This window comes from Desulfovibrio sp. Huiquan2017, from assembly GCF_017351175.1.
Lineage (GTDB): Bacteria > Desulfobacterota > Desulfovibrionia > Desulfovibrionales > Desulfovibrionaceae > Pseudodesulfovibrio.
On the sequence record NZ_JAFMPN010000018.1, the window covers coordinates 17,126 to 35,985 of the forward strand.

Consider the following 18,860-nt stretch of genomic DNA (forward strand, 5'->3'; position numbering starts at 1 on the left):
GAAACAGGTTCCCTGGACCCTCCAAAACTTTGTATCGCGGCGCGGGGTAACGGTACGGAATCCGCATGCCCGGATGCGCCGTTTAGGGCCTGTTCATTGCCCGGGATGCTAACCCATCACGGACTCGAGCCGCGCCTTGAGCTGGGTCAGCTTGGTCTTTTCCTCTTCCATTTCGGCCAGCTTGGTCTTTTCGCCCTCGACCACCTCGGCCGGGGCGTTGTTGACGAAGCCGGGATTCTTGAGCTTGCCGGACACGCCCTTCATGGTCTTTTCGAGCTTGGCCAGGTTCTTGTCCAGCCGGGCCAGTTCGGCGTCGAAATCGACCACGCCCTCCAGCGGCACGGACAGTTCGTTGCCCTGGACCACGGCCGCGCCCGAGGCCTTGGGGCCCTTGGCGTCCGGGCCGATGGTCAGGTTCTCGATGCGGGCCAGGGCCTTGATCAGGTCACGGTTGGCCTCGAGCACCGCCTTGTCTTCGTCGCTGACGGTCCGGATGAGCAGGTCGAGTTTCTTGGCCGGTTCGATGAGCAGTTCGGTGCGGATGTTCCGGGTGCCGGAGACCACGCCCATGAACAGCTCCATCTCCGCCACGGCCTTGGGGTCCAGGCAGTCGGGCCGCTTTTCCGGGAAGGGCAGGGTGGCGATGTCGTCGCTCCGGTCGTCGCCCGCCGGGCGGGGCAGGACAGACCAGATTTCCTGGGTGATGAACGGGGTCACCGGATGAAGCAGGATCATGATCTCGGACAGCACGGTCCACAGGACCCGCTGCGTGGCCGCCTTGGCCCGCTCGTCCTCGCCGTACAGGGAGGGTTTGATCATCTCCAGGTACCAGTCGCAGAACTCGGACCAGATGAACTTGTACAGGATCTGGGCGATCTCGTTGAAGCGGTACTCCTCGGTGGCCGTGGCGATGGACGCCTTGACCTCCTCCAGGCGATGCAGAATCCAGCGGTCGGCCAGGTCCGAGGCATCAAGCACATCGGCGTCGGGGATCTCGTCAGGCAGGTTCATCATGGCGAACCGGGTGGCGTTCCAGACCTTGTTCATGAAATGCTTGTAGCCTTCGATGCGCTGTTCCGAGAGCTTGATGTCCCGGCCCATGGCCGCGAAGCTCGTCAGGGTGAAGCGCAGGGCGTCGGCCCCGTATTTCCCGATCATGTCCAGGGGGTCGATGACGTTGCCCGTGGACTTGGACATCTTCTTGCCCTGCTCGTCGCGGACCAAGGCGTGGATGTAGACATGGTGAAACGGGATCTCGCCCATGAACTGAAGGCCCATCATCATCATGCGGGCCACCCAGAAGAAGAGGATGTCGAAGCCGGTGACCAGGCAGGAGGTCGGGTAATATTTGGCCAGTTCCTTGGTCTCGTCGGGCCAGCCCATGGTCGAGAACGGCCACAGGGCCGAGGAAAACCAGGTGTCCAGCACGTCCTCTTCCTGGACGAGCCGGGAGGAGCCGCACTTGGTGCACGTGGTCGGATCATCCATGGCCACGACGATCTCGCCGCACTCCTCGCAGGTCCAGGCCGGGATGCGGTGCCCCCACCATATCTGGCGGGAGATGCACCAGTCGCGGATGTTGTCCAGCCAATCGTAGTAGGTCTTGGTCCAGTGCTCCGGGAAAATCTGCGTCCGGGAGGGCACGGCGGCGCGCGCCTTCTCGGCCAGCGGCTTCATGGACACGAACCATTGGGTGGAGACGTGCGGCTCGATCACGGACTTGCAGCGGTAACAGACGCCCACGGAATGCTCGTGTTCGGCGACCTCCACCACACGGCCCTCGGCCTCCAGGTCGGCCATGACCGCCGCGCGGGCCTCCAGCACGGTCATGCCCCGGTACTTCTCGGGCGCATTCTCATTGATCAGCCCCTCCTCGGTCAGCACGGAGATGACTTCCAGGTTGTGCTTGCGGCCCAACTCCCAGTCGTTCATGTCGTGCGCCGGAGTGACCTTGAGGCAGCCGGTGCCGAATTCGACGTCCACGTAGTTGTCGCCGATGATGGGCAGTTCCTTGCCCACCAGGGGCAGGATGGCGGTCTTGCCGATCAGGTGGTTGAACCGCTCGTCGTCCGGGTTCACGGCGATGGCGGTATCGCCCAGCATGGTCTCGGGGCGGGTCGTGGCGATAATCAGGTCGCCGGAACCGTCGGCCAGGGAATATTTGATGTGATGCAGATGGCCCGGCTTGTTCTCGTGCTCGACTTCGTCGTCGGCCAGGGCGGTGTGGCAGCGGTTGCACCAGTTGATGATGTAGTCGCCCTTGTAGACCAGCCCCTGATTGTAGAGATCAACAAAGACCTTGCGCACGGCCTTGGCGCGCTGGTCGTCGAAGGTGAAACACTCGCGGGTCCAGTCCACGGAGGCACCGATGCGCCGGATCTGGCTCTGGATGTGGTCGCCCTTCTCCTTGCGCCATTCCCAGACGCGCTCGATGAACTTCTCGCGGCCCAGGTCGTCGCGGGTCAGCCCCTCGGCCTTGAGCTGACGCTCAACCACGTTCTGGGTGGCGATGCCCGCATGATCGGTACCGGGCACCCAGAGCACGTTTTTACCCTGCTGGCGGTTGAACCGGCAGAGAATGTCCATCAGGGTCAGGTTCAAGGCGTGGCCCATGTGCAGGACACCGGTGACGTTGGGCGGCGGGATGACGATGGAATAGGGGTCGCCCGGCCCGTCCGGGTCCGGGGTGAAGGTCTTGTCCGCTTCCCAATGGGATTCCCATTTCTCTTCCACATCCCACGGTTCGTAGGCTTTGGCTAACTCTTTCCGGGCCATGTCGTTGTCTCCGGCGGTCGGGGAATAGGGAAGAGAGACCCCCTCTGAAAAGGGCTTTCCCTCTTCCCTTTCCCCGACCCCCAACCCTTCTCCCTTCCTCAACTTTCCGTCGCGGCTGCGACGAAGTTCGGACGAGATGCGGGGGGTCTGGTTGCGTATTTGGGCGGTGTCGGAAACACCGCAGTATCATTCCGTATTTTCTTGCGGTCAACGCCCGCGCTTGATAGCGTCGGACTACACTTGTCAAGAGCGCCGCATATGTCAAGCATACATATATATTGGGACGAATCGCACTTCTGGGGGCTGCTGGCCGACCGGGCCTTGTCGGCCTGGTCCATTCCCCATCGGCTGGTGCGCGGCTCAGAAATAGCCGATGGCGCGCTTGCTGGCAAGCTCGGCGAAGTCCCGGCCGCCCTGCTCGTGCCCGGGGGACGGGCCAAGGGCAAGGCGGACCGGCTGGGCGCGCGGGGCATGGACGCGATCCGTGAATACGTTCACGGCGGCGGGACCTACCTCGGCTTCTGCGGCGGGGCAGGCTTGGCCCTTTCCGGCCCCTACGGGCTGGGGCTGTCGCCCTGGACGCGCAAGGGATACCGCAACCGGCTGCACCATTTCCTGTCGGGCCATGTGCATGCCCGGCTCAACGGCGGCGACGACCTGGTCCCGGACGGCATGGACGAGGTCCTGCTGCCGGTCTGGTGGCCGGGCCGGTTCGACCCCGTGGACCCGTCGGTGACGGTCCTGGCCCGCTACGGCGAGCCCGGCCCGGACTTCTGGGTGGCGGACCTCAACCTGGCCACCCTGCCCCGGGGGACCATGGCCGACTGGGAAGCCCTATATGGCGTAAACCTGAGCCCGGACTTCATGAAGGACGCGCCCGTGGTGGCCGCCAACGATTTCGGGCAAGGCCGGGTCATCCTGAGCTACGCCCACCTGGAGACTCCCGCCTCCAACCAGGCCAACCGCTGGCTCTCCCACCTCCTGAGCCGCATCCTCGACGAGCCGGAGCAGGCGGCCGATACGCGCGGCCCGGTCCCGGCCTGGGACGTAGCCGCCCGGCCGGTCCTCTGGGAGGACGCCGTGCTCATCCGCGCCCGCCGGACCATGGAGGAAATCATCCACACCGGGTCCGACCACTTCCTGCTCTTCTGGCGCAATCCATGGCTGTTGGGCTGGCGGCGCGGCATCCCGGGCGCAGGCGTCAACACCCTGTACTCGCTGATCTGCGAGTCGCTGGCCGTCGAGCCGAACGACGGGGCGTTGACCTTCTGGCAGGAACACCGCAATCGCTTCAAGATGCTCATGGACCTGCTCGGCAACGGACTGACCGGCTACCTCCTGGCCGAACGGCTGGCCATGACCGTGTTCCACTCGGACTCCGGCGCGGTCTCCAAGGAGGGCTTGCGGGAACAGCGCCGCGCCCTGTTCGGCCTGCCCCCGGAGCCGGGCGGCATCTACGCGGACCTGGCCGGGATGCTTGAAGAGCTCTACTGGCGGCTGACTCTGCCCACATCCCTGTAACAATTCCTGAAGCCACCGTTTTTTTCAGCCGATTGCCAGGCGTCTTATCCCGTGCTAGGTTGGCGTCAAGGGTGCGAGCCTGGCCGTGACGGAACGGCTGGGGCAACCGCCTTTTTCCATTCCTCCTGCAAACGCGGTGTGTGCCATGGCGGATGAAAAGGCTCTACGAAACAACCCCGACGCGAAATTCCGCTTCTGCCTATCCGAGGACGGCATGAAGCTCGGCGTCAACCGGTACTTCCCCCCAAACGGCGGCAAGGAGCCGAGCGTTTCCCTGCTCAAGGCCCAGGTGGCGGGCTGCGGAGTCCGCCTTCCCGTGGACGAGGACGCCGCGAAACGCATTGTCGACGCCATCATCGAGGGACGCGAGTTCCGGGGCATCACCCTGGTCCGGGGCATCCCGCCGCAGGAGCCGAGGGAAGCCGTCCTGAAGCCCCTGGGCGACCTGGAATACCCGGTCTTCCCGGACGACCGCTTCCTGCGCTTCCGCCCGCCGGCCAAGGCGGCCATGGGCGAAACCATCGACGGACGCGCGCTCGAGCCCAAGGGAACCCTCACCCCCAAGCCCGTCAAGATCGAGATGGGCGAAAACGTGGCCTGGGACACGGCCGCCGAGGCCTACTACTCTCAGGTCTGGGGCATGGCCCGGATTCAGGACAACCAAATCTCCGTGGCCCCCGTGGCCCATATCACTGACGATGAGGTCGAAGTCGTCGGGACCATCTTCCACAAGGATTTCCGGGGAGCCCCCATCACCCCCGAACGCATCGAAAAAGAATTGCGCGACATGGGCGTACTCATCCCCGTGGACCTGGAAGCGCTGCTGTCCAAACTCCGGCAGGCCGAGGACATGAACATGTCCCTGCCCAACCAGATCCTGGTCAAGGGCGCGCACCCCGTTCCAGGCCGCGACGGCTGGCTGGAATCCCTGGTGGCCACCCGCGACGAGACCGGCACCGAGGACGCCACGGGTCGGCTCGACTTTCGCGACCGGGGGTTCTACCCCATGGTCGTCACCGGACAGATCATCGCCAGACTGCACCCACCCACTGCGGGCGAAGGCGGCATCGACATCTACGGCAAGACCATCCCGGCCAGCGCGGGCAGGGAGCTCAAGATCCAATTGGGCGAAAACGTCCTGTTGCAGAACGACGCAACCTATGCCTCCAAAGCCCAGGGCGTGGCGGTCATGGAGCGGAATACCCTGTCCGTGACCGAATGCCTGACGGTCCGGGGCAACGTGGATCTGAACTCCGGGAACGTCAAGGTGGAGCATGGTTCGATCAAGATCCAAGGGTCGATCCAGGCGGGCTTCTCGGTGTCGGCTCCCGTGCACGTCCTGGTCGATGACTCCATCGAAAGCGCTACCGTATACGCGGGTGGCCTGGTGGAGGTCAGGGGCGGCATCCTCATGCCCGATGGCGGCGAGATCGTCAGCGACGGCCGGGTCATCGCCAACTACGCCGTAGGTGCGCGCATCCGGGCTAGGCACGATGTGATCATCGCCAACGAAATCCAGAATTCGGTCATCCGCACGGGCGGCAGGCTGGAGGCCCTGTCCGGCAAGGGCACGGTCCAGGGCGGCGTGATCCTGGCCCGCAAGGGCATCGAGGTCAACGAACTCGGCTCCGAACTGGGCGTGACCACCACGGTGGGGATCATCGTCGAGGAGGCCGAAGACGAAAAGCTGCGCGAGGAACGCGCCCGAGTGGTCAAGGCCATCAGAAAGATCGAGGCCACCCTGGGCACCGAGCCGCCGGAGACGCTCCTGGCCCGCACGCCCAAGGCCAAACGCCCGGCCCTTGTCGAGGTTATCAAACACCACCAGGCCCTCGCCAAACGGCGCGAAGCCCTCAGCGGCAGGATCCACCGCTTGCAGTTGCGCCACCAGGAGGAGATGCAGGGCGTGACCGTAAAGGTGAAAAAGTTCGTCCACCCCGGCACGGTGATCACATTCGGCAAGACCAGAAAAAAGATCGAGAAACGGCTCGAAGCCTCGACCTTCTATTGGGACGCGGAAAAGCGCGACATCGTCTGCCGCTAGCGGTCCCCGTACTCCACCCGGATCAGGGTCAGCCCCTGGGGCGGCACCGTGGCCGGCGCCGAGGTCCGGTCCCCGGACGCGAGGATGGCCCCGACCGTCTCCACATCCAGCTTGCCCCGTCCGCAGGCCACCAGACACCCCACCAGATTGCGGACCATCTGCTTGAGGAACCCGTCCGCCGTGAACCGCCAGACCGATTCATGCCCGGTCTCGCCGGGATGGCGCGAAATATCCGTGATGGTCCGTACCGTGGACCCCACATCCGTGCCCACGTTCTGAAACGCGGCGAAATCGTGTTCGCCCAGGAGGACGGCGGCGGCCGCCTCCATGCGCGCGAAATCCACCGGGCCGCAATTCCAGACGAAGCGGCGGCGCTGGGGCAGGCAGAACTCCCGCTCGTGCCACAGGCGGTATTCGTAGGTCTTGGAAACCGCCCCGTACCGGGCGTGAAAGTCGCCGGAGACCTCGACCGCGTCGAGCACGCGCACGTCCCGGGGCAGGATGGCGTTCAGGCTGCGCCGCCAAGGGAATCCGGTCCGGCCGTCCGGGCAATCGAAATGGGCCGTCTGCCCCAGGGCGTGGACCCCGGCGTCGGTACGGCCCGAACCGTGCACCCGGACCGCGCTACCGAGAATGGTCGCCAGGGCCCGCTCCACCTCGCCCTGCACAGTGCGCGCAACGGGCTGTATCTGCCAGCCGCTAAAGGCCGTGCCCTCGTAGGCCAAAATCAGTCGAATGCGCGTCATGGGGCTGCTATACGTGAACACGGTGCGCAGTTCAACGCCGGAGAAAAGCACGGGCGGACGGCTCGAAGACCGCCCGCCCGTGGGATTCGTGATGAAGTCGGGGCTAGTTCTCGAAGGGAATCTGCAACTTGGTCAGGGCCTCGGAGAGCTTGGCCGCCTTTTTGGATTCCACGAAGGACAGGATTTCGCCCGCCTGCCTGCCGCGCATGCCGGACAGAACCTTGACTGCCAGGTCCTCGTCCATGGATTGCAGGATCTCGGCGGCCTTCTTGGCCTTGGTGTTGGAAAGCATGTCCACCAACTGCTTGACCCGCTGATCCTTGGTCTGCTTGGCCTCGTCGAGCATGGACTTGATCTCGTCGTGGAGCTTCTGGACCTTGGCGGCCTCGGCCTTGATGGATGCCTCCATCTCCTTGAGGGTCCGTTCCTTGATGGCCAGATCCTCTTCCTTCTTCTTCAGGGCCTTCCACTCCGAAGGCATGTCCGCCTCGGTGCGCCTCTCGGCGGCGGCCTGATCCTTGGCCGCCTCGGCCTTGGCCGCGCGGTTGGCCTCGGAATTCGCTTTGTCCGCAATGGGCGTGGGCGGTGCGGCATTATCCTGGGCCGCAGCCGTTTCGCCGGAAAATACGTCGGGCAACACGGTCCCCACGGCCTTGAGCGTCAGGGAATCGACGCTCAGGAGGCCGAACACGGCGAGCTTCAACAGGGCCAGGAAGACGAGACTGGCCAGAACCTTAGTGATCGTGAGGCTCGAACCGGATCGTTGCCATTTCGTCGTTTTCCTTTTCTTCGCGGGCGTTTTCTTGGTCATGATGCCTCTTGGCTTGCGTTTGCTTGAGCTTTTCCAGGAGCTTCTTGTCCTTGGACCGTTCCACGGCTTCCGTGCGGCATCTTTGCAATTTGAGTTCCAAACCGTTCAGCTCCACCCGGGCGACGGACAGGTCCTGGGACAGGGCGTCCTTGTACTGCCGCCACAGCCACATGTCGTTGGCCGACGCGCTCGAAGCGGCCTGGTTGGCCAGGTGGGCCGCAAGCCGCGCTTCGAGCCCGGCCAGTTTCTCGGCCTGGGCGTCGCGGGCGGCCTTGGCCCGGGCCAGGGCGGCCTTGGCCTGCTCCTCCAACTGCTCGCGATAGTCGAGCACCTTGTCGAGCTTGAAATGAAACGGCTTGGCCATGGGATTTCCGCGCGTACCGGGCGGCTCGGGCTAATCGTCCACACCGGCGGGCTTGCCGCCCAGGCCGCAATAACCGATCCCCTCTTCCCGGTTCACCCAGCGCCACATCATGCACTGGGCCACCTGGCACATCTTCATTTTGTCGTCATGGGTCATGAGCAGGGGACAGAACAAAAATTTGGCGTCATCGACGTGCACGAGCATGGGGTTCCTCCTTGGGCCGACGGACTTGGAGCGACAATAAAAAACGGTGCGCCGACCATTCGGCGCACCGTCAATATAGCGTGTATCCGAACCGCTGGCTAGCTGCCGGGCACAGCCTCGTGCCGGGCCGCGGCCATGACGTCGGCCGGGACGGTCTGGGCCACGGGGTGCGGGGTCTCGTCGCTCAGGGTGACCAAGGTCTCCATGCCGAGCATTGACTTCAGCTTTTCCAGCGCGAGCACCGAGCGGCGGGCCTGGGTGTCCAGGACCTCGGCATAGCCGCCGTCACGGATGACCTTGGCGTAATCGCTGTCCTGAAGCTTGGGATCGTCCTTGAAACGATTCTCGAAGTTGCGGGCGTATTCCCGAATCAGCTCGTCAACGCGGCTTTCCGGCATGGTCAGGACGTTGTGCAAGCCCTCGGCCAGATATTCCGGCGTGAGTTCAGGGGACTCCACCACCTTGGCGAAGCTGCGCACGTAACGCAGGGTGCCGTCATAGATGTGCGAGCGCTGGACCACGTTCATGCCCGCCCAACCGGCCTTGAGCCACTTGAACAGAAAGACCGTGCTCCGCGGCGCATCCGCGTCCTGTTCCACGAATATCTGCACCGACCCCGAGGCGTAGGTGAAGGTGTCCATCCAGCCGATCATGCCCCGGTTGAGCCCTTCCTGGCCGGAATAGAAATAATCCCAACGCGTGTCGTCGAGAATGGCCCCCTTGCGGCCCACTTCGGACTTGCCGTCCTGCTGCGAGACCGAGATGAGCACGTTGCGGCCCTGGTACTTGAGCAGGATGATAAGCCGGTTCAAATCGTAGCCGTAGTAGGCCTCGGCAAAGGAATCGGGCGTGGTCTCCTCGTATTCGCGGCCCCGGACCATCACGGGCGAGGTCTCGCTCAGAGAGGGAAGCTCCTCCCACAATCCCTTGGAGCGGGTCAGGAACTCACAGCCTTCCCGCCAGCCGGACATGCGCAGGACCGCCGGGCAAAGCAGATAGTTCGGGATGCCCGGGTTGTAGAAGAATTTGAGGATGCGGCCCAGATCCGAGGACACGTCGCGACGCAGACAGATGCCCCGTCCGCCGAACCGTTTGGCCGGTTCGATGTCCTTGGGATCGGCGTCCACGTTGGCCACGAAATCGAGCATGGGCTGCAAATCAGCCACGGACAACATCGCGGATCGATCCTGCAGCACGGCAAAAAGATTGTCGATTCCCTTTTCCACGTCCCCGGCCAACGGCTTAGGCTTGGAAGACAGATCCACGGACATGAGCCCTTCGGGCTCGTCTCCGGCCGCGGCGGGCGCAGCGAACAGGCACAGGGCGCACAGCGCGAACACCAGGGTCCGGAACCGCAGAGAACAGGATTGTTTTTTATTTTTCATAGCACTCACAGTAGGTTGCAACCCATTTTGCCCGCGGATAGGCGGGCCATTTATCCGTTCTTGTAATATTTCTATGTAGTAATCTTCATTGGCTTTGGCAAGCTGGAACCGCCATTTTCCCGCCGCCCGATCAATCGTCCGAATTCGTTGGTTTTTTCTTGAATCCCAATAGTTCAACGCGGGTCACGGCCCTGCCGCCGAACTTGCGCCGGACCTCGTCCACGGCCCTGTCCAGTTCGCTGGTGGACTCCTGTTGCCGAGGGGCCTCCTCGAACAGGGTCACCTGCCGGGCGCGGGCTCCGAAGTTGGACACTCCCACCCCGATGAGCCGCACCGCCCGGGGGAGCTTGACCTGTTCGAGCAAGGCACAGGCGATCCCGTAGATGACCGCCGTGTTGTCCGTGCGCGCGTCCAGGCTTTTGGAACGGGTGATCTGGGAAAAATCCGCGTACTTGATCTTGAGCGTCACGGTGCGCCCCTTATAGCCGTGGCGGCGCAGGTCCTCGCCCACCCGCTCCGACTGGACCAGGAGCCACTTCCTGAGCAGGGCGCGGTCCGTGGTATCCTCATGGAAGGTATTCTCCGCACTGCAACTCTTGGCCGCCTCGCAAGGCGTGACCGGCGTGGTGTCGATGCCGCGGGCCCGGTTGTACAATGCCGCGCCATGCTTGCCCAGCCGGCCCTCCCAGTACCCTACGGGCTTGGTCAGGATATCCCCGCAGGTCCGCACGCCGAGCCGCTTCAGGACATCCAGCAGCTTGGCCCCCACCCCGGGGATCTTGCCCACGGGCAGCGTGCGCAGGAACGCCGCCACCTCCTCGTGGCGCACGATGAACAGGCCGTCCGGCTTATCCATGTCCGAGGCGATCTTGGCCAGAAAGCGTACCGGGGCCACGCCCACGGAACAGGTCAATCCCGTGACCTCCCGCATGCGCTCCTTGATCCGCCGCCCCACCTCGTCGATGGGCCCGAACAGCCGCTCCAGTCCGGTGCCGTCCAGGTAGGCCTCGTCCACGCTGGCCTGCTCCACCGTGGGCGAAAATTCCCGCAATACGCCCATGACCTGGTGCGATACCTCCTTGTAGCGTCCCATGCGGCCCGGCACCAAGATGATCTCCGGGCACAGCTTGCGCGCCTTGACCACGGACATGGCCGAACGCACCCCGTACTTGCGCACCTCGTAACTGGCCGCCGAGACCACGCTGCGGTCCGACGTCCCGCCCACGGCCACCGGCTTGCCTCGAAGCTCCGGGTTGTCCATCTGTTCCACGGAGGCATAAAACGCATCCATGTCGATATGAAGAATCCAGGTCTGCATAGTGTTTAGTTTACCTGAACAAAGCCCGTTTGTTAAGGGCCCTCATCAGGCAAAAAAAGACAACAAGAACAGACTGTTCAGCAAACGGCAGCAATTGGGTGAAAGTCCTGGGAAGCGAACCGATCAGTCCCCGGAGCGCAGGCATGCGGCGACAAAGGCGCGCGGGATCGCGCTATTGGAGCCGAAATGGAGATGGACGTAGGAACCCAGAGTCTTTCCGACAACGAAGCCTTCGGGGATGTCGAGGGGGCCTTTGCGGCCCGAAAGGGTGTAGACAGGATGCAGGGCATCGGGATCGGCGTCATGGTCATGATCCCGGATGGAGGAGTAGTGGAATTCGTGCCCGCGCGCCGTGGTCCCGGCCGGGCCGAGCACGGTGTCTTCCCGGGCCGTAATCTCGCGGTAGCCCAAGGCGCGGAACTTGTCGCCCATCTCGGCACGCACCGGGTAGACCCCGGCCATGGCATAGCGTCCCCGGCCGGTGACGATGTCGTTCATGAGCAGCATGAACCCGCCGCATTCGGCATAAACCGGGCGGCCCGACTCGCAGAATTCCTTGATCTCGCGGCGCAGGCGGGTGTTCTGCCCCAGTTCAAAGGCATACAGCTCGGGATAGCCGCCGCCCAGATACAGGCCGTCCAGGTGTTCGGGCAGGCGGGTGTCCTCCAGGGGGGAAAACTCCACGAGGCGCGCGCCCGCCTCGCGCAGGAGACGGAGATTTTCCTCGTAATAGAAACAGAAGGCGTTATCCCGGGCCAGGCCGATGGTCACTCTGGGGAGTTGGGGCACGGGCTCGAACGGCGGCACAGCCTCCACCTCGGGGACCAGGGCCAGGAGGGCGTCCGGATCCAGGCCGGTTTCCACCCAGTCGGCCAACCGCTGATAGCGGGCCAGGTCCGGGCCGTCCTGGTCCGGAGTGACCAGGCCCAGATGCCGCGAGGGCGTGCCTATGTCCTCGTCGCGGCCGAGACAGCCGAGCACGGGTACGTCCGGCACCAAGGTCATGGCCTCGCGCAGCAATTCGGCATGGGCCGGGCTGCCCACACGATTGAAAATGACTCCGGCGAGGGTCACCTCGGGATCGAAATCCGCGTATCCGGCCACCAGCGCGGCGGCGGACCTGGCCATGGACCGCGCATCCACCACCAGAATGACCGGCAGGCCGAGGATCTTGGCCATCTGGGCCGTGGACCCGGCGTCGCCCGTGCCGGAGATGCCGTCGAACAGCCCCATGACGCCCTCGATGACGGCCACGTCGCTGTCTGCCGCGTAACGGTTGAAGATGTCCAGGTTGGTGGCCTCGTCGAGCATCCAGCCGTCCAGATTGTGGCTCGGCACGGGGTTGCCGTCCACGGCGCAGGCCAAGGCATGGTGGCCGGGGTCGATGAAGTCCGGCCCGCATTTGAACGGCTGAACCCGCTTTCCCCGCCGGGCCAGGGAGGCCATCAGTCCGAGGGAGATGGAGGTCTTGCCGCACCCGCTGTGCGTTCCGGCGATAACGAATGCCCTGACCGCGCTCATATCCGCCCCAGGCCTAAACCAGGCTCTTCTTGGTCAGGTATTCCATTATCTTGCGCCCTTCCTCATGGAGGGGATTCAGGTCCAGGCACTTGGCCGTGGCCTCGGCGCAGGCGGCCCAATCCTGGCGCTCGAACTGGGCGCGGGCCAGATTGTACCAGAGATTCTCGTCGTCGTGCGAAAGGTCCAGGGCGCGGCGGTAGTAATCCACGGCCTGACCGAAGAGTTTCTTTTTACGCAGGGCGATGCCGTACTCGTTGAAAAGGTGCTTGTGGTCGTCGGAAAAGGCCATATCCAGGCCGAGGATGCGGTCGAAGACCTTCTTTGCCTTGTCCTCCTCGTCCCGGGCCAGGAGGCACAGGCCGATGCCGAAGTTGGCGCGCACGTTCTGCTCGTCCAGATTCAGGGCGTTGGCGTATTCATATTCGGCGGTGAAGTTCTCGCCGCGCTTGCGAAACTTGTCGCCCCGGGCCACGGACTTCTGGACCATGCGCAAGTTGCCGACCACTTCCTTGAAGAGCTGGGGCATGGGCAGGTAATCGGCCAGCAGTTCATCCTTGGAAAGGGTCTCCACCGGGCCGAATGGCACGTGCTTATTGTTCAATCCCTGGAGTTCCATTATGCCGTCTTCCGTCTCCCTGACGTAGTACAGGGCCGTTTGCTTGACCCGCCGGGCCGTGGTGCCCGTGCCGATCTTGGCCATGCGCTCGATGGAAAAGACGCCTTCTATCGGTCCTTGTTCGCTCTGCATTGTCCGCTCGTTATTGCCCGGTGCCTTGGAAGTTGATGAGGAGGTCGGCCGCGTTCACCCGGTGACGATACACCGGATCGGGCCCGATAGGAAGCGTTCTACGCGTTCGGCGATCTGGATCTCGGCGCGCCGCGAAGGACCAGGAAACCGCCCAGTCCCGCCGCCAGGGAGGCCCCGAGCACGGCAGTCTTGGCCCCGGCCAACAGGACCGGGTCGCGGCCGAAGGCCAGGGTGGCGATGAACAGGGACATAGTGAAGCCGATGCCCCCGAGCATGCCCGCGCCGACAAAGTGCCGAAGCGTCACGCCGCGCGGATACCCCTCGGAAAAGCGGATGATCAGCAGGACCATGAGCACGATGCCCGCGGGCTTGCCCAGGACCAGGCCGAGCGCCGTGCCCAGGGCCGCCGGAGCGGCCGGGGCCTGAATGCCGCCGGACAGGGCCACGCCCGCATTGGCCAGGGCGAAGAGCGGCATGATGATGTAGTCCACCAAGGGGTGCAGGCCGTGCACCAGCCGTTGCAGCGGGGTCTGGGCCCGGGCGACGATGCGTTGCATGGAGAGCAGGGCCGAGTGCATATCCCCGTTGGTCAGGACCGACTCGCCCGGTCCGGCCGCATCGCGGTAGTCGCGGAGCACCCGGGCGGCGTTGACGGAAAAGGCCTCGGCGTCGCACCGGGTGCGGGCCGGGATGGCCAGAGCCATGAGCACGCCCGCCACCGTGGAATGGACCCCGGACTTGAGCACGAAGAACCACAACAGGCAGCCCGCCAGGGCATAGAAGACCGGGGAGCGCACGCCCATGCGGTTGGCGGCGAAGGCCAGGGCCAGGCAAGCCGCGCCCGCGCCGAGCATGGGGAACGAGATATCCGCCGTGTAGAACAGGGCGATGACCAGAATGGAACCGATATCATCCACGATGGCCACGGCGGTCAGGAATATCTTGATCTGGTACGGTACGCGGTCCCCGAGCAGGGCCAGAATGCCCAGAGCGAAAGCAATATCCGTGGCCATGGGGATGCCCCATCCCGCGAGGGACGGTTCGCCGAGGTTGACCAGGGCGAAAAGGGAGGCGGGCACGACCATGCCCCCGATGGCGGCGGCTATGGGCAGCACGGCCTGGCTGCGCGAGGACAGCTCGCCCACCAGGAACTCCCGCTTGATCTCCAGGCCGACCACGAAAAAGAACAGGGCCATGAGCCCGTCGTTGACCCACAGGATGACCGGCTTGGACAGGGCGGCCGCGCCGAAGCCCACGGTGAACTCGGTCTGCCACAGCCCGTCGTAGGACGCGGCCCACGGCGAATTGGCCCAGACGAGCGCGGTCAGAGCACTGACGATGAGCAGAACGCCGCTGGTGGTCTTGGAGCGAAAAAATTCCTGAAACGGCATGAGCGCCTGTTCAATGGGCTCCACGCCGCAGGCAACGAAGTCGCGTATTGCCATGCCGTACCTCCGCTCCCCGGTCCGCGTCTCAACTGCGCCGCTGTCCTTCCAGCAGGTGGTCCACCTCGGATACGGTCAGGGGTTTGTAAAAGAAATATCCCTGCACGAAACGGCAGCCCTCGCGCTCCAGGAACGCGAGCTGGCCCGAGGTCTCCACGCCCTCGGCCACGATCTTGAGCCCCATGGACTCGCCCAGGGAAAAGACCGTGCGCACGATGGCCTGGCTGTCCGGGTCCTGGTCCACGGCCACGACGAAGCTGCGGTCCACCTTGACCACGTCGATGGGGAACCGTTGCAGATAGGAAAGGGACGAGTAGCCCGTGCCGAAGTCGTCGATGCAGATGTGCACCCCCAGGCCCTTGAGCTGCTGCAATATGTCCTCGGCCACGCTGGGGTTGTCCATGAGGGCGGACTCGGTGATCTCGATGTTCAGAGAGTCGGCGGACAGCCCGGAATCCTCCAGAGCGCGGGATATCTGCCCGGCGAGCATGGACTGGCCGAAATGCTTGCCCGAGATGTTGATGTTCACGGTCAGTTCACTGCCGTCCGTGACCCCGGCCAAGGTCTGCCAACGCCGCACCTGGGCGCAGGCCTCCTCCAGGACAAGGTTGTCGATGGCGTAGATCAGGCCGGTGTCCTCGGCGAGCGAGATGAAGTCGCCGGGCCCGATGATGCCGTGTTCGGGATGGCGCCAGCGGACCAGGGCCTCGAACCCGCAGACCCGCCGGGAATCCAGCTGCACGATGGGCTGGTAGACCACCTCGAATTCACGCAGGTCCACGGCGCGCCGCAAGTCGGTCTCCAGTTCCATGAGTTGCAGGGCCTGATCGTGCATCTTGCGGTTGAAGACCTTGAAACGCGACTTGCCGAGCTCCTTGGCCCGATACATGGCCGTGTCCGCGTCGCGCAACAGCGCCTCGGGCCGGTCGTAGCCGTCGGTCTTGAGAACGATGCCGAGGCTGGCCGAGGTGAAGACCTCGTTGCCGCCGATGATGAACGGCTGGCGCACGCCCTCCAGGATACGCCGGGCGATGGCGATGGCATCCTTGGGCGCGGAGATCTCTTCCTGGAGGATGGCAAACTCGTCGCCGCCGAACCGGGCGATGGTGTCCACGGACCGGCCGCACTGCTCAAGCACCCGGGCCACCCCGCGCAACAGTTCGTCGCCCGCGTCGTGGCCGAGCGAGTCATTGACCACCTTGAAGCGGTCCAGGTCCATGTACAGGACCGCGAACATGTGCTTGCGCCGCCGGGAACGTTCCATGGCCATGCGCAGATGGTCCAGGAACAGAGCCCGGTTGGGCAGGCCGGTGAGCGGGTCGTGGAAGGCCTGGCGCTTGAGCTGATCCTCGGCCTTCTTGCGCATGGTTATGTCCTCGATGGACCCCTCGAAACAGACGATGTTGCCGGAGTCGTCCGTGAGTTTGCGCGCGTTCTCCGCGACCCAGATGATCCGGCCATCGCGCTTGCGCACCTTGGACACGAAATTCTTGACCTCGTTGCGCTCCTCGATGAGGCGCAGGAACTCCGTGCGCCGCTCGGGGTCCACGTACATCTGGGTGCCGATGTCGTAGATGGAGCTCATCAGGTCCTCGGGCGACTTGTAGCCCAGGATGCGGGCCAGCGCCGGGTTGGTGTCCTGAAACCGGCCCGAGAGGGAGGACTGGTAGATGCCCTCCACCGCGTTCTCGAAAATGGTTCGGTACTTTTTCTCGGCCTTGCGCAGGGCGTCGCCGATGACCTTGCGCTCGGCGATCTCGATTTTGAGTTGGGTGTTGGTACGCATCAGCTCGCCGGTACGCTCCTCGACCTTTTGCCTGAGGGCGTCGCGGGCATCCTGCAACTCATGGGTCTTCTGCCGGACGCGGTCTTCAAGGTTGCCGACCAGTTCGGATATCTGCCCGGTCATGGCTTCCATGGCCTTGGCCAGTTGCCCGACCTCGTCGTCGGAATCAATGGTCGGGACCGTGCCGAAGTCCTTGACCGCCACCCGTCCGGCATACTCGGTCAACTGCCGGAGCGGCTTGGATATGTTGACCACGAACAGGAAGACCAGAAGCAGGCTGGCCCCGAACAGGATGAGCATGACCACCTGCTGTTCGAGCACGGCCTCGTGGATGTTCCGATCAATGACCGCGTAGTCCATGCCGATATGCACGTCCCCGCCCAACCCGGACAGGATGGGGCTCGACACATGCAGGTAGCGTTTGCCGTCCAGGACCACGTCGCGCAGGATGTGCCCCTCGCGGGACTCCTCCTTGGAGGTCTCCACGACCAGCCGCATAATCCGGTCCGGGATAACCGGCACGAAGGTATGGGCCAGGACGTTGCCTTTCTCGTCGGCCACGAGCACGTAGGAGACCGCGTTGATGCCCAGATACTGGTCGATGCGCCCCTGGAGGGACCCGGCGTCCTGGCTGAGGATGGTGGAGATGTCCGATTCGGCCACGGACCGGGCCAAGGCCAGGGCTTTGGACTCGTACTCGCGGGTCATCTCGCGCCGGAGCCGGTCGGAGAAGGTCATGGAGGTGACTGCCGCGATCATGCCGAAAATCACGACCATGAACAGCAGCGGCTTGACGAATAGCTTGGGGGCCCTCATTCGCGCCACCTCTCCCAGCTCTCGATGGACCGGAACCGGCCGTCCGTGACCGTAGTCAGATAAATGGCGTCGAGTCCCTGATGCCGCCCCGGGCCGAAGTGCGCATCGACCCCGATGCCCAGGTCAAAGTCGAGGATGGACTCCATGACCTCGGGGATGCGCTCGGGAGACGGGTTTTCCCCCATGCGCCGGACCATCTCGCACAACAGGCGGCCGTTCAGGAACCCCTCGAGGCTGACGAAACTGTAGCGCCGCGGGGAATACGACTCGTCCACAGGCATGGCGCCGCCCTTGTAGCCGCCCATGACCTCTCGATAGAAGCGCACGCCGGGCAGGTCCGTCTCCTCATAGCTCGGAACCACCTGGGACTGGATCAGATCGTGGGTGTAGTCCTTTCCGGCCCGCTCGCTCTCCTCTTTCAGCAAGTCGAGCATCTTGTCGCTGCCGGTAAAGGACAGCCCGGCAATGGGCAGATCGCATCCCTGGTTGCGGGCGTCGCGGATAAAGGCCGCCTGGGAGGCGTAGGTCCCGACCACGACGATGGCGTTCACGCCCGCGTCCATGAGGTGTCGGGCCTCGAAAGTGAAGTCCTGGTCGAAGGCGGCTCCGCGATGGTAGGCGGCCTCGGCCCCGATGCGCAGGCCGTACGCGGCCAGGGCGCGGCGCACCCCGTCCCAGCCGGTGCGGCCGTAGGCGTCCGACTGGTAGAAGACCCCGATACGGTTGCGGCCGACCGCCAGAAGGTGGTTCACCAGCGCGCGGGTCTCGTCGAAATAGGAAGCGCGCAGGTTGAAGACATACTTGCCGAAGGGATCGGCGCGCAGGGGCTGGGCTCCGGAGAAGGGAAAAAGCATGTAGACGTGGCGGTCCGCGAACTTCTGCAACAGGGGGAGAATGTGCGTGGCCGTGGGGGTGCCCACGTAGCCGGCCAGGGCGAAGACCTTGTCCCGGAGGATGAAGTTGACCGTATTCTGGAAGCAGGGGATGGGGTTGTAGCCGTCGTTGGCGGGTTCGATCCGGATGGTCCAGCCGTCCTTGCCCACCCGGGCGTTGTAGTATTCGAGATAGGCCATGAGCCCGCGGTAGTACTCGATGCCCAACTCCCCGTTGGCCCCGGTAAAGGCGGCGGACATGCCGAAGACCAGTTCGTGGCGCTCCTCGGCCCGGGCCTGGCCGGGGGTGAGCGACAACACGATAAACAGCGTCAGCAGAGCCGCAACGGGCAATATTTTCCTTATTTTATCCACGGTAGCTTCATGCCATTCCTGACGGGAAAGTGCAACCGTCACCCAAAGTTCCCCGGCTCCGAGAACGGGCCCGAAACGGCCCGGGAACGGGGGGAGAATGGAACACGGCCCCAGGCCCGGTGACCAGCC

Annotated in this window: 14 protein-coding genes; 2 read left to right on the forward strand and 12 right to left on the reverse strand. The window is 64.2% G+C overall.

Annotation, left to right across the window (positions count from 1 at the left end; genetic code table 11):
* Nucleotides 1-108: 108 nt before the first annotated feature.
* Complete coding sequence (locus J0909_RS15260) at nt 109-2,775, reverse strand: valine--tRNA ligase (protein ID WP_207264152.1); 2,667 nt, start codon at nt 2,773-2,775, stop codon at nt 109-111.
* Nucleotides 2,776-3,033: 258 nt separating this feature from the next.
* Between J0909_RS15260 and J0909_RS15265 the strand changes: the two genes are divergently transcribed.
* Nucleotides 3,034-4,296, forward strand: coding sequence for a BPL-N domain-containing protein (locus tag J0909_RS15265; RefSeq protein WP_207264153.1), 1,263 nt, complete (start codon nt 3,034-3,036; stop codon nt 4,294-4,296).
* A 145-nt stretch (nt 4,297-4,441) separates the two neighbouring features.
* A complete protein-coding gene (locus J0909_RS15270; RefSeq protein WP_207264154.1) occupies nt 4,442-6,340 on the forward strand; it encodes a flagellar assembly protein A in 1,899 nt (632 codons plus the stop codon).
* Here the strand turns inward: J0909_RS15270 and truA are convergent.
* The 11 genes from truA to J0909_RS15325 all read right to left on the reverse strand — a co-directional run bounded on the left by truA (nt 6,337) and on the right by J0909_RS15325 (nt 18,731).
* Nucleotides 6,337-7,086 (reverse strand): tRNA pseudouridine(38-40) synthase TruA, encoded by a 750-nt coding sequence (gene truA / locus J0909_RS15275; protein ID WP_207264155.1) that lies wholly within the window; start codon nt 7,084-7,086, stop codon nt 6,337-6,339. The genes J0909_RS15270 and truA overlap by 4 nt on opposite strands.
* A gap of 103 nt (nt 7,087-7,189) precedes the next feature.
* The gene (locus J0909_RS15280) at nt 7,190-7,897 is read right to left on the reverse strand and encodes a MotE family protein (RefSeq protein WP_286182069.1); all 708 of its coding nucleotides are present in this window, start codon (nt 7,895-7,897) and stop codon (nt 7,190-7,192) included.
* On the reverse strand, nt 7,821-8,261 hold the full coding sequence (fliJ, locus tag J0909_RS15285) for a flagellar export protein FliJ (RefSeq protein ID WP_207264157.1): 441 nt from the start codon (nt 8,259-8,261) through the stop codon (nt 7,821-7,823). The genes J0909_RS15280 and fliJ overlap by 77 nt, the downstream gene beginning before the upstream one ends.
* A gap of 30 nt (nt 8,262-8,291) precedes the next feature.
* Nucleotides 8,292-8,465, reverse strand: a complete 174-nt coding sequence (locus tag J0909_RS15290) for a hypothetical protein (RefSeq protein WP_207264158.1) — start codon at nt 8,463-8,465, stop codon at nt 8,292-8,294.
* 98 nt (nt 8,466-8,563) lie between these two features.
* Nucleotides 8,564-9,850, reverse strand: a complete 1,287-nt coding sequence (locus J0909_RS15295; RefSeq protein WP_207264159.1) for a hypothetical protein — start codon at nt 9,848-9,850, stop codon at nt 8,564-8,566.
* 130 nt (nt 9,851-9,980) lie between these two features.
* Nucleotides 9,981-11,168, reverse strand: coding sequence for a DNA polymerase IV (locus J0909_RS15300; protein WP_207264160.1), 1,188 nt, complete (start codon nt 11,166-11,168; stop codon nt 9,981-9,983).
* Nucleotides 11,169-11,291: 123 nt separating this feature from the next.
* A complete protein-coding gene (locus J0909_RS15305) occupies nt 11,292-12,689 on the reverse strand; it encodes a cobyrinic acid a,c-diamide synthase CobB (protein ID WP_207264161.1) in 1,398 nt (465 codons plus the stop codon).
* 13 nt (nt 12,690-12,702) lie between these two features.
* The gene (locus J0909_RS15310; protein ID WP_207264162.1) at nt 12,703-13,437 is read right to left on the reverse strand and encodes a hypothetical protein; all 735 of its coding nucleotides are present in this window, start codon (nt 13,435-13,437) and stop codon (nt 12,703-12,705) included.
* A gap of 98 nt (nt 13,438-13,535) precedes the next feature.
* Nucleotides 13,536-14,882, reverse strand: coding sequence for a Na+/H+ antiporter NhaA (gene nhaA / locus J0909_RS15315; RefSeq protein ID WP_207264163.1), 1,347 nt, complete (start codon nt 14,880-14,882; stop codon nt 13,536-13,538).
* A gap of 28 nt (nt 14,883-14,910) precedes the next feature.
* Nucleotides 14,911-17,484, reverse strand: coding sequence for an EAL domain-containing protein (locus J0909_RS15320; protein ID WP_207264164.1), 2,574 nt, complete (start codon nt 17,482-17,484; stop codon nt 14,911-14,913).
* Entirely contained in the window at nt 17,481-18,731 is a 1,251-nt protein-coding gene (locus J0909_RS15325) for an ABC transporter substrate-binding protein (RefSeq protein ID WP_207264165.1), read from the reverse strand. The genes J0909_RS15320 and J0909_RS15325 overlap by 4 nt, the downstream gene beginning before the upstream one ends.
* Nucleotides 18,732-18,860: the final 129 nt, after the last annotated feature.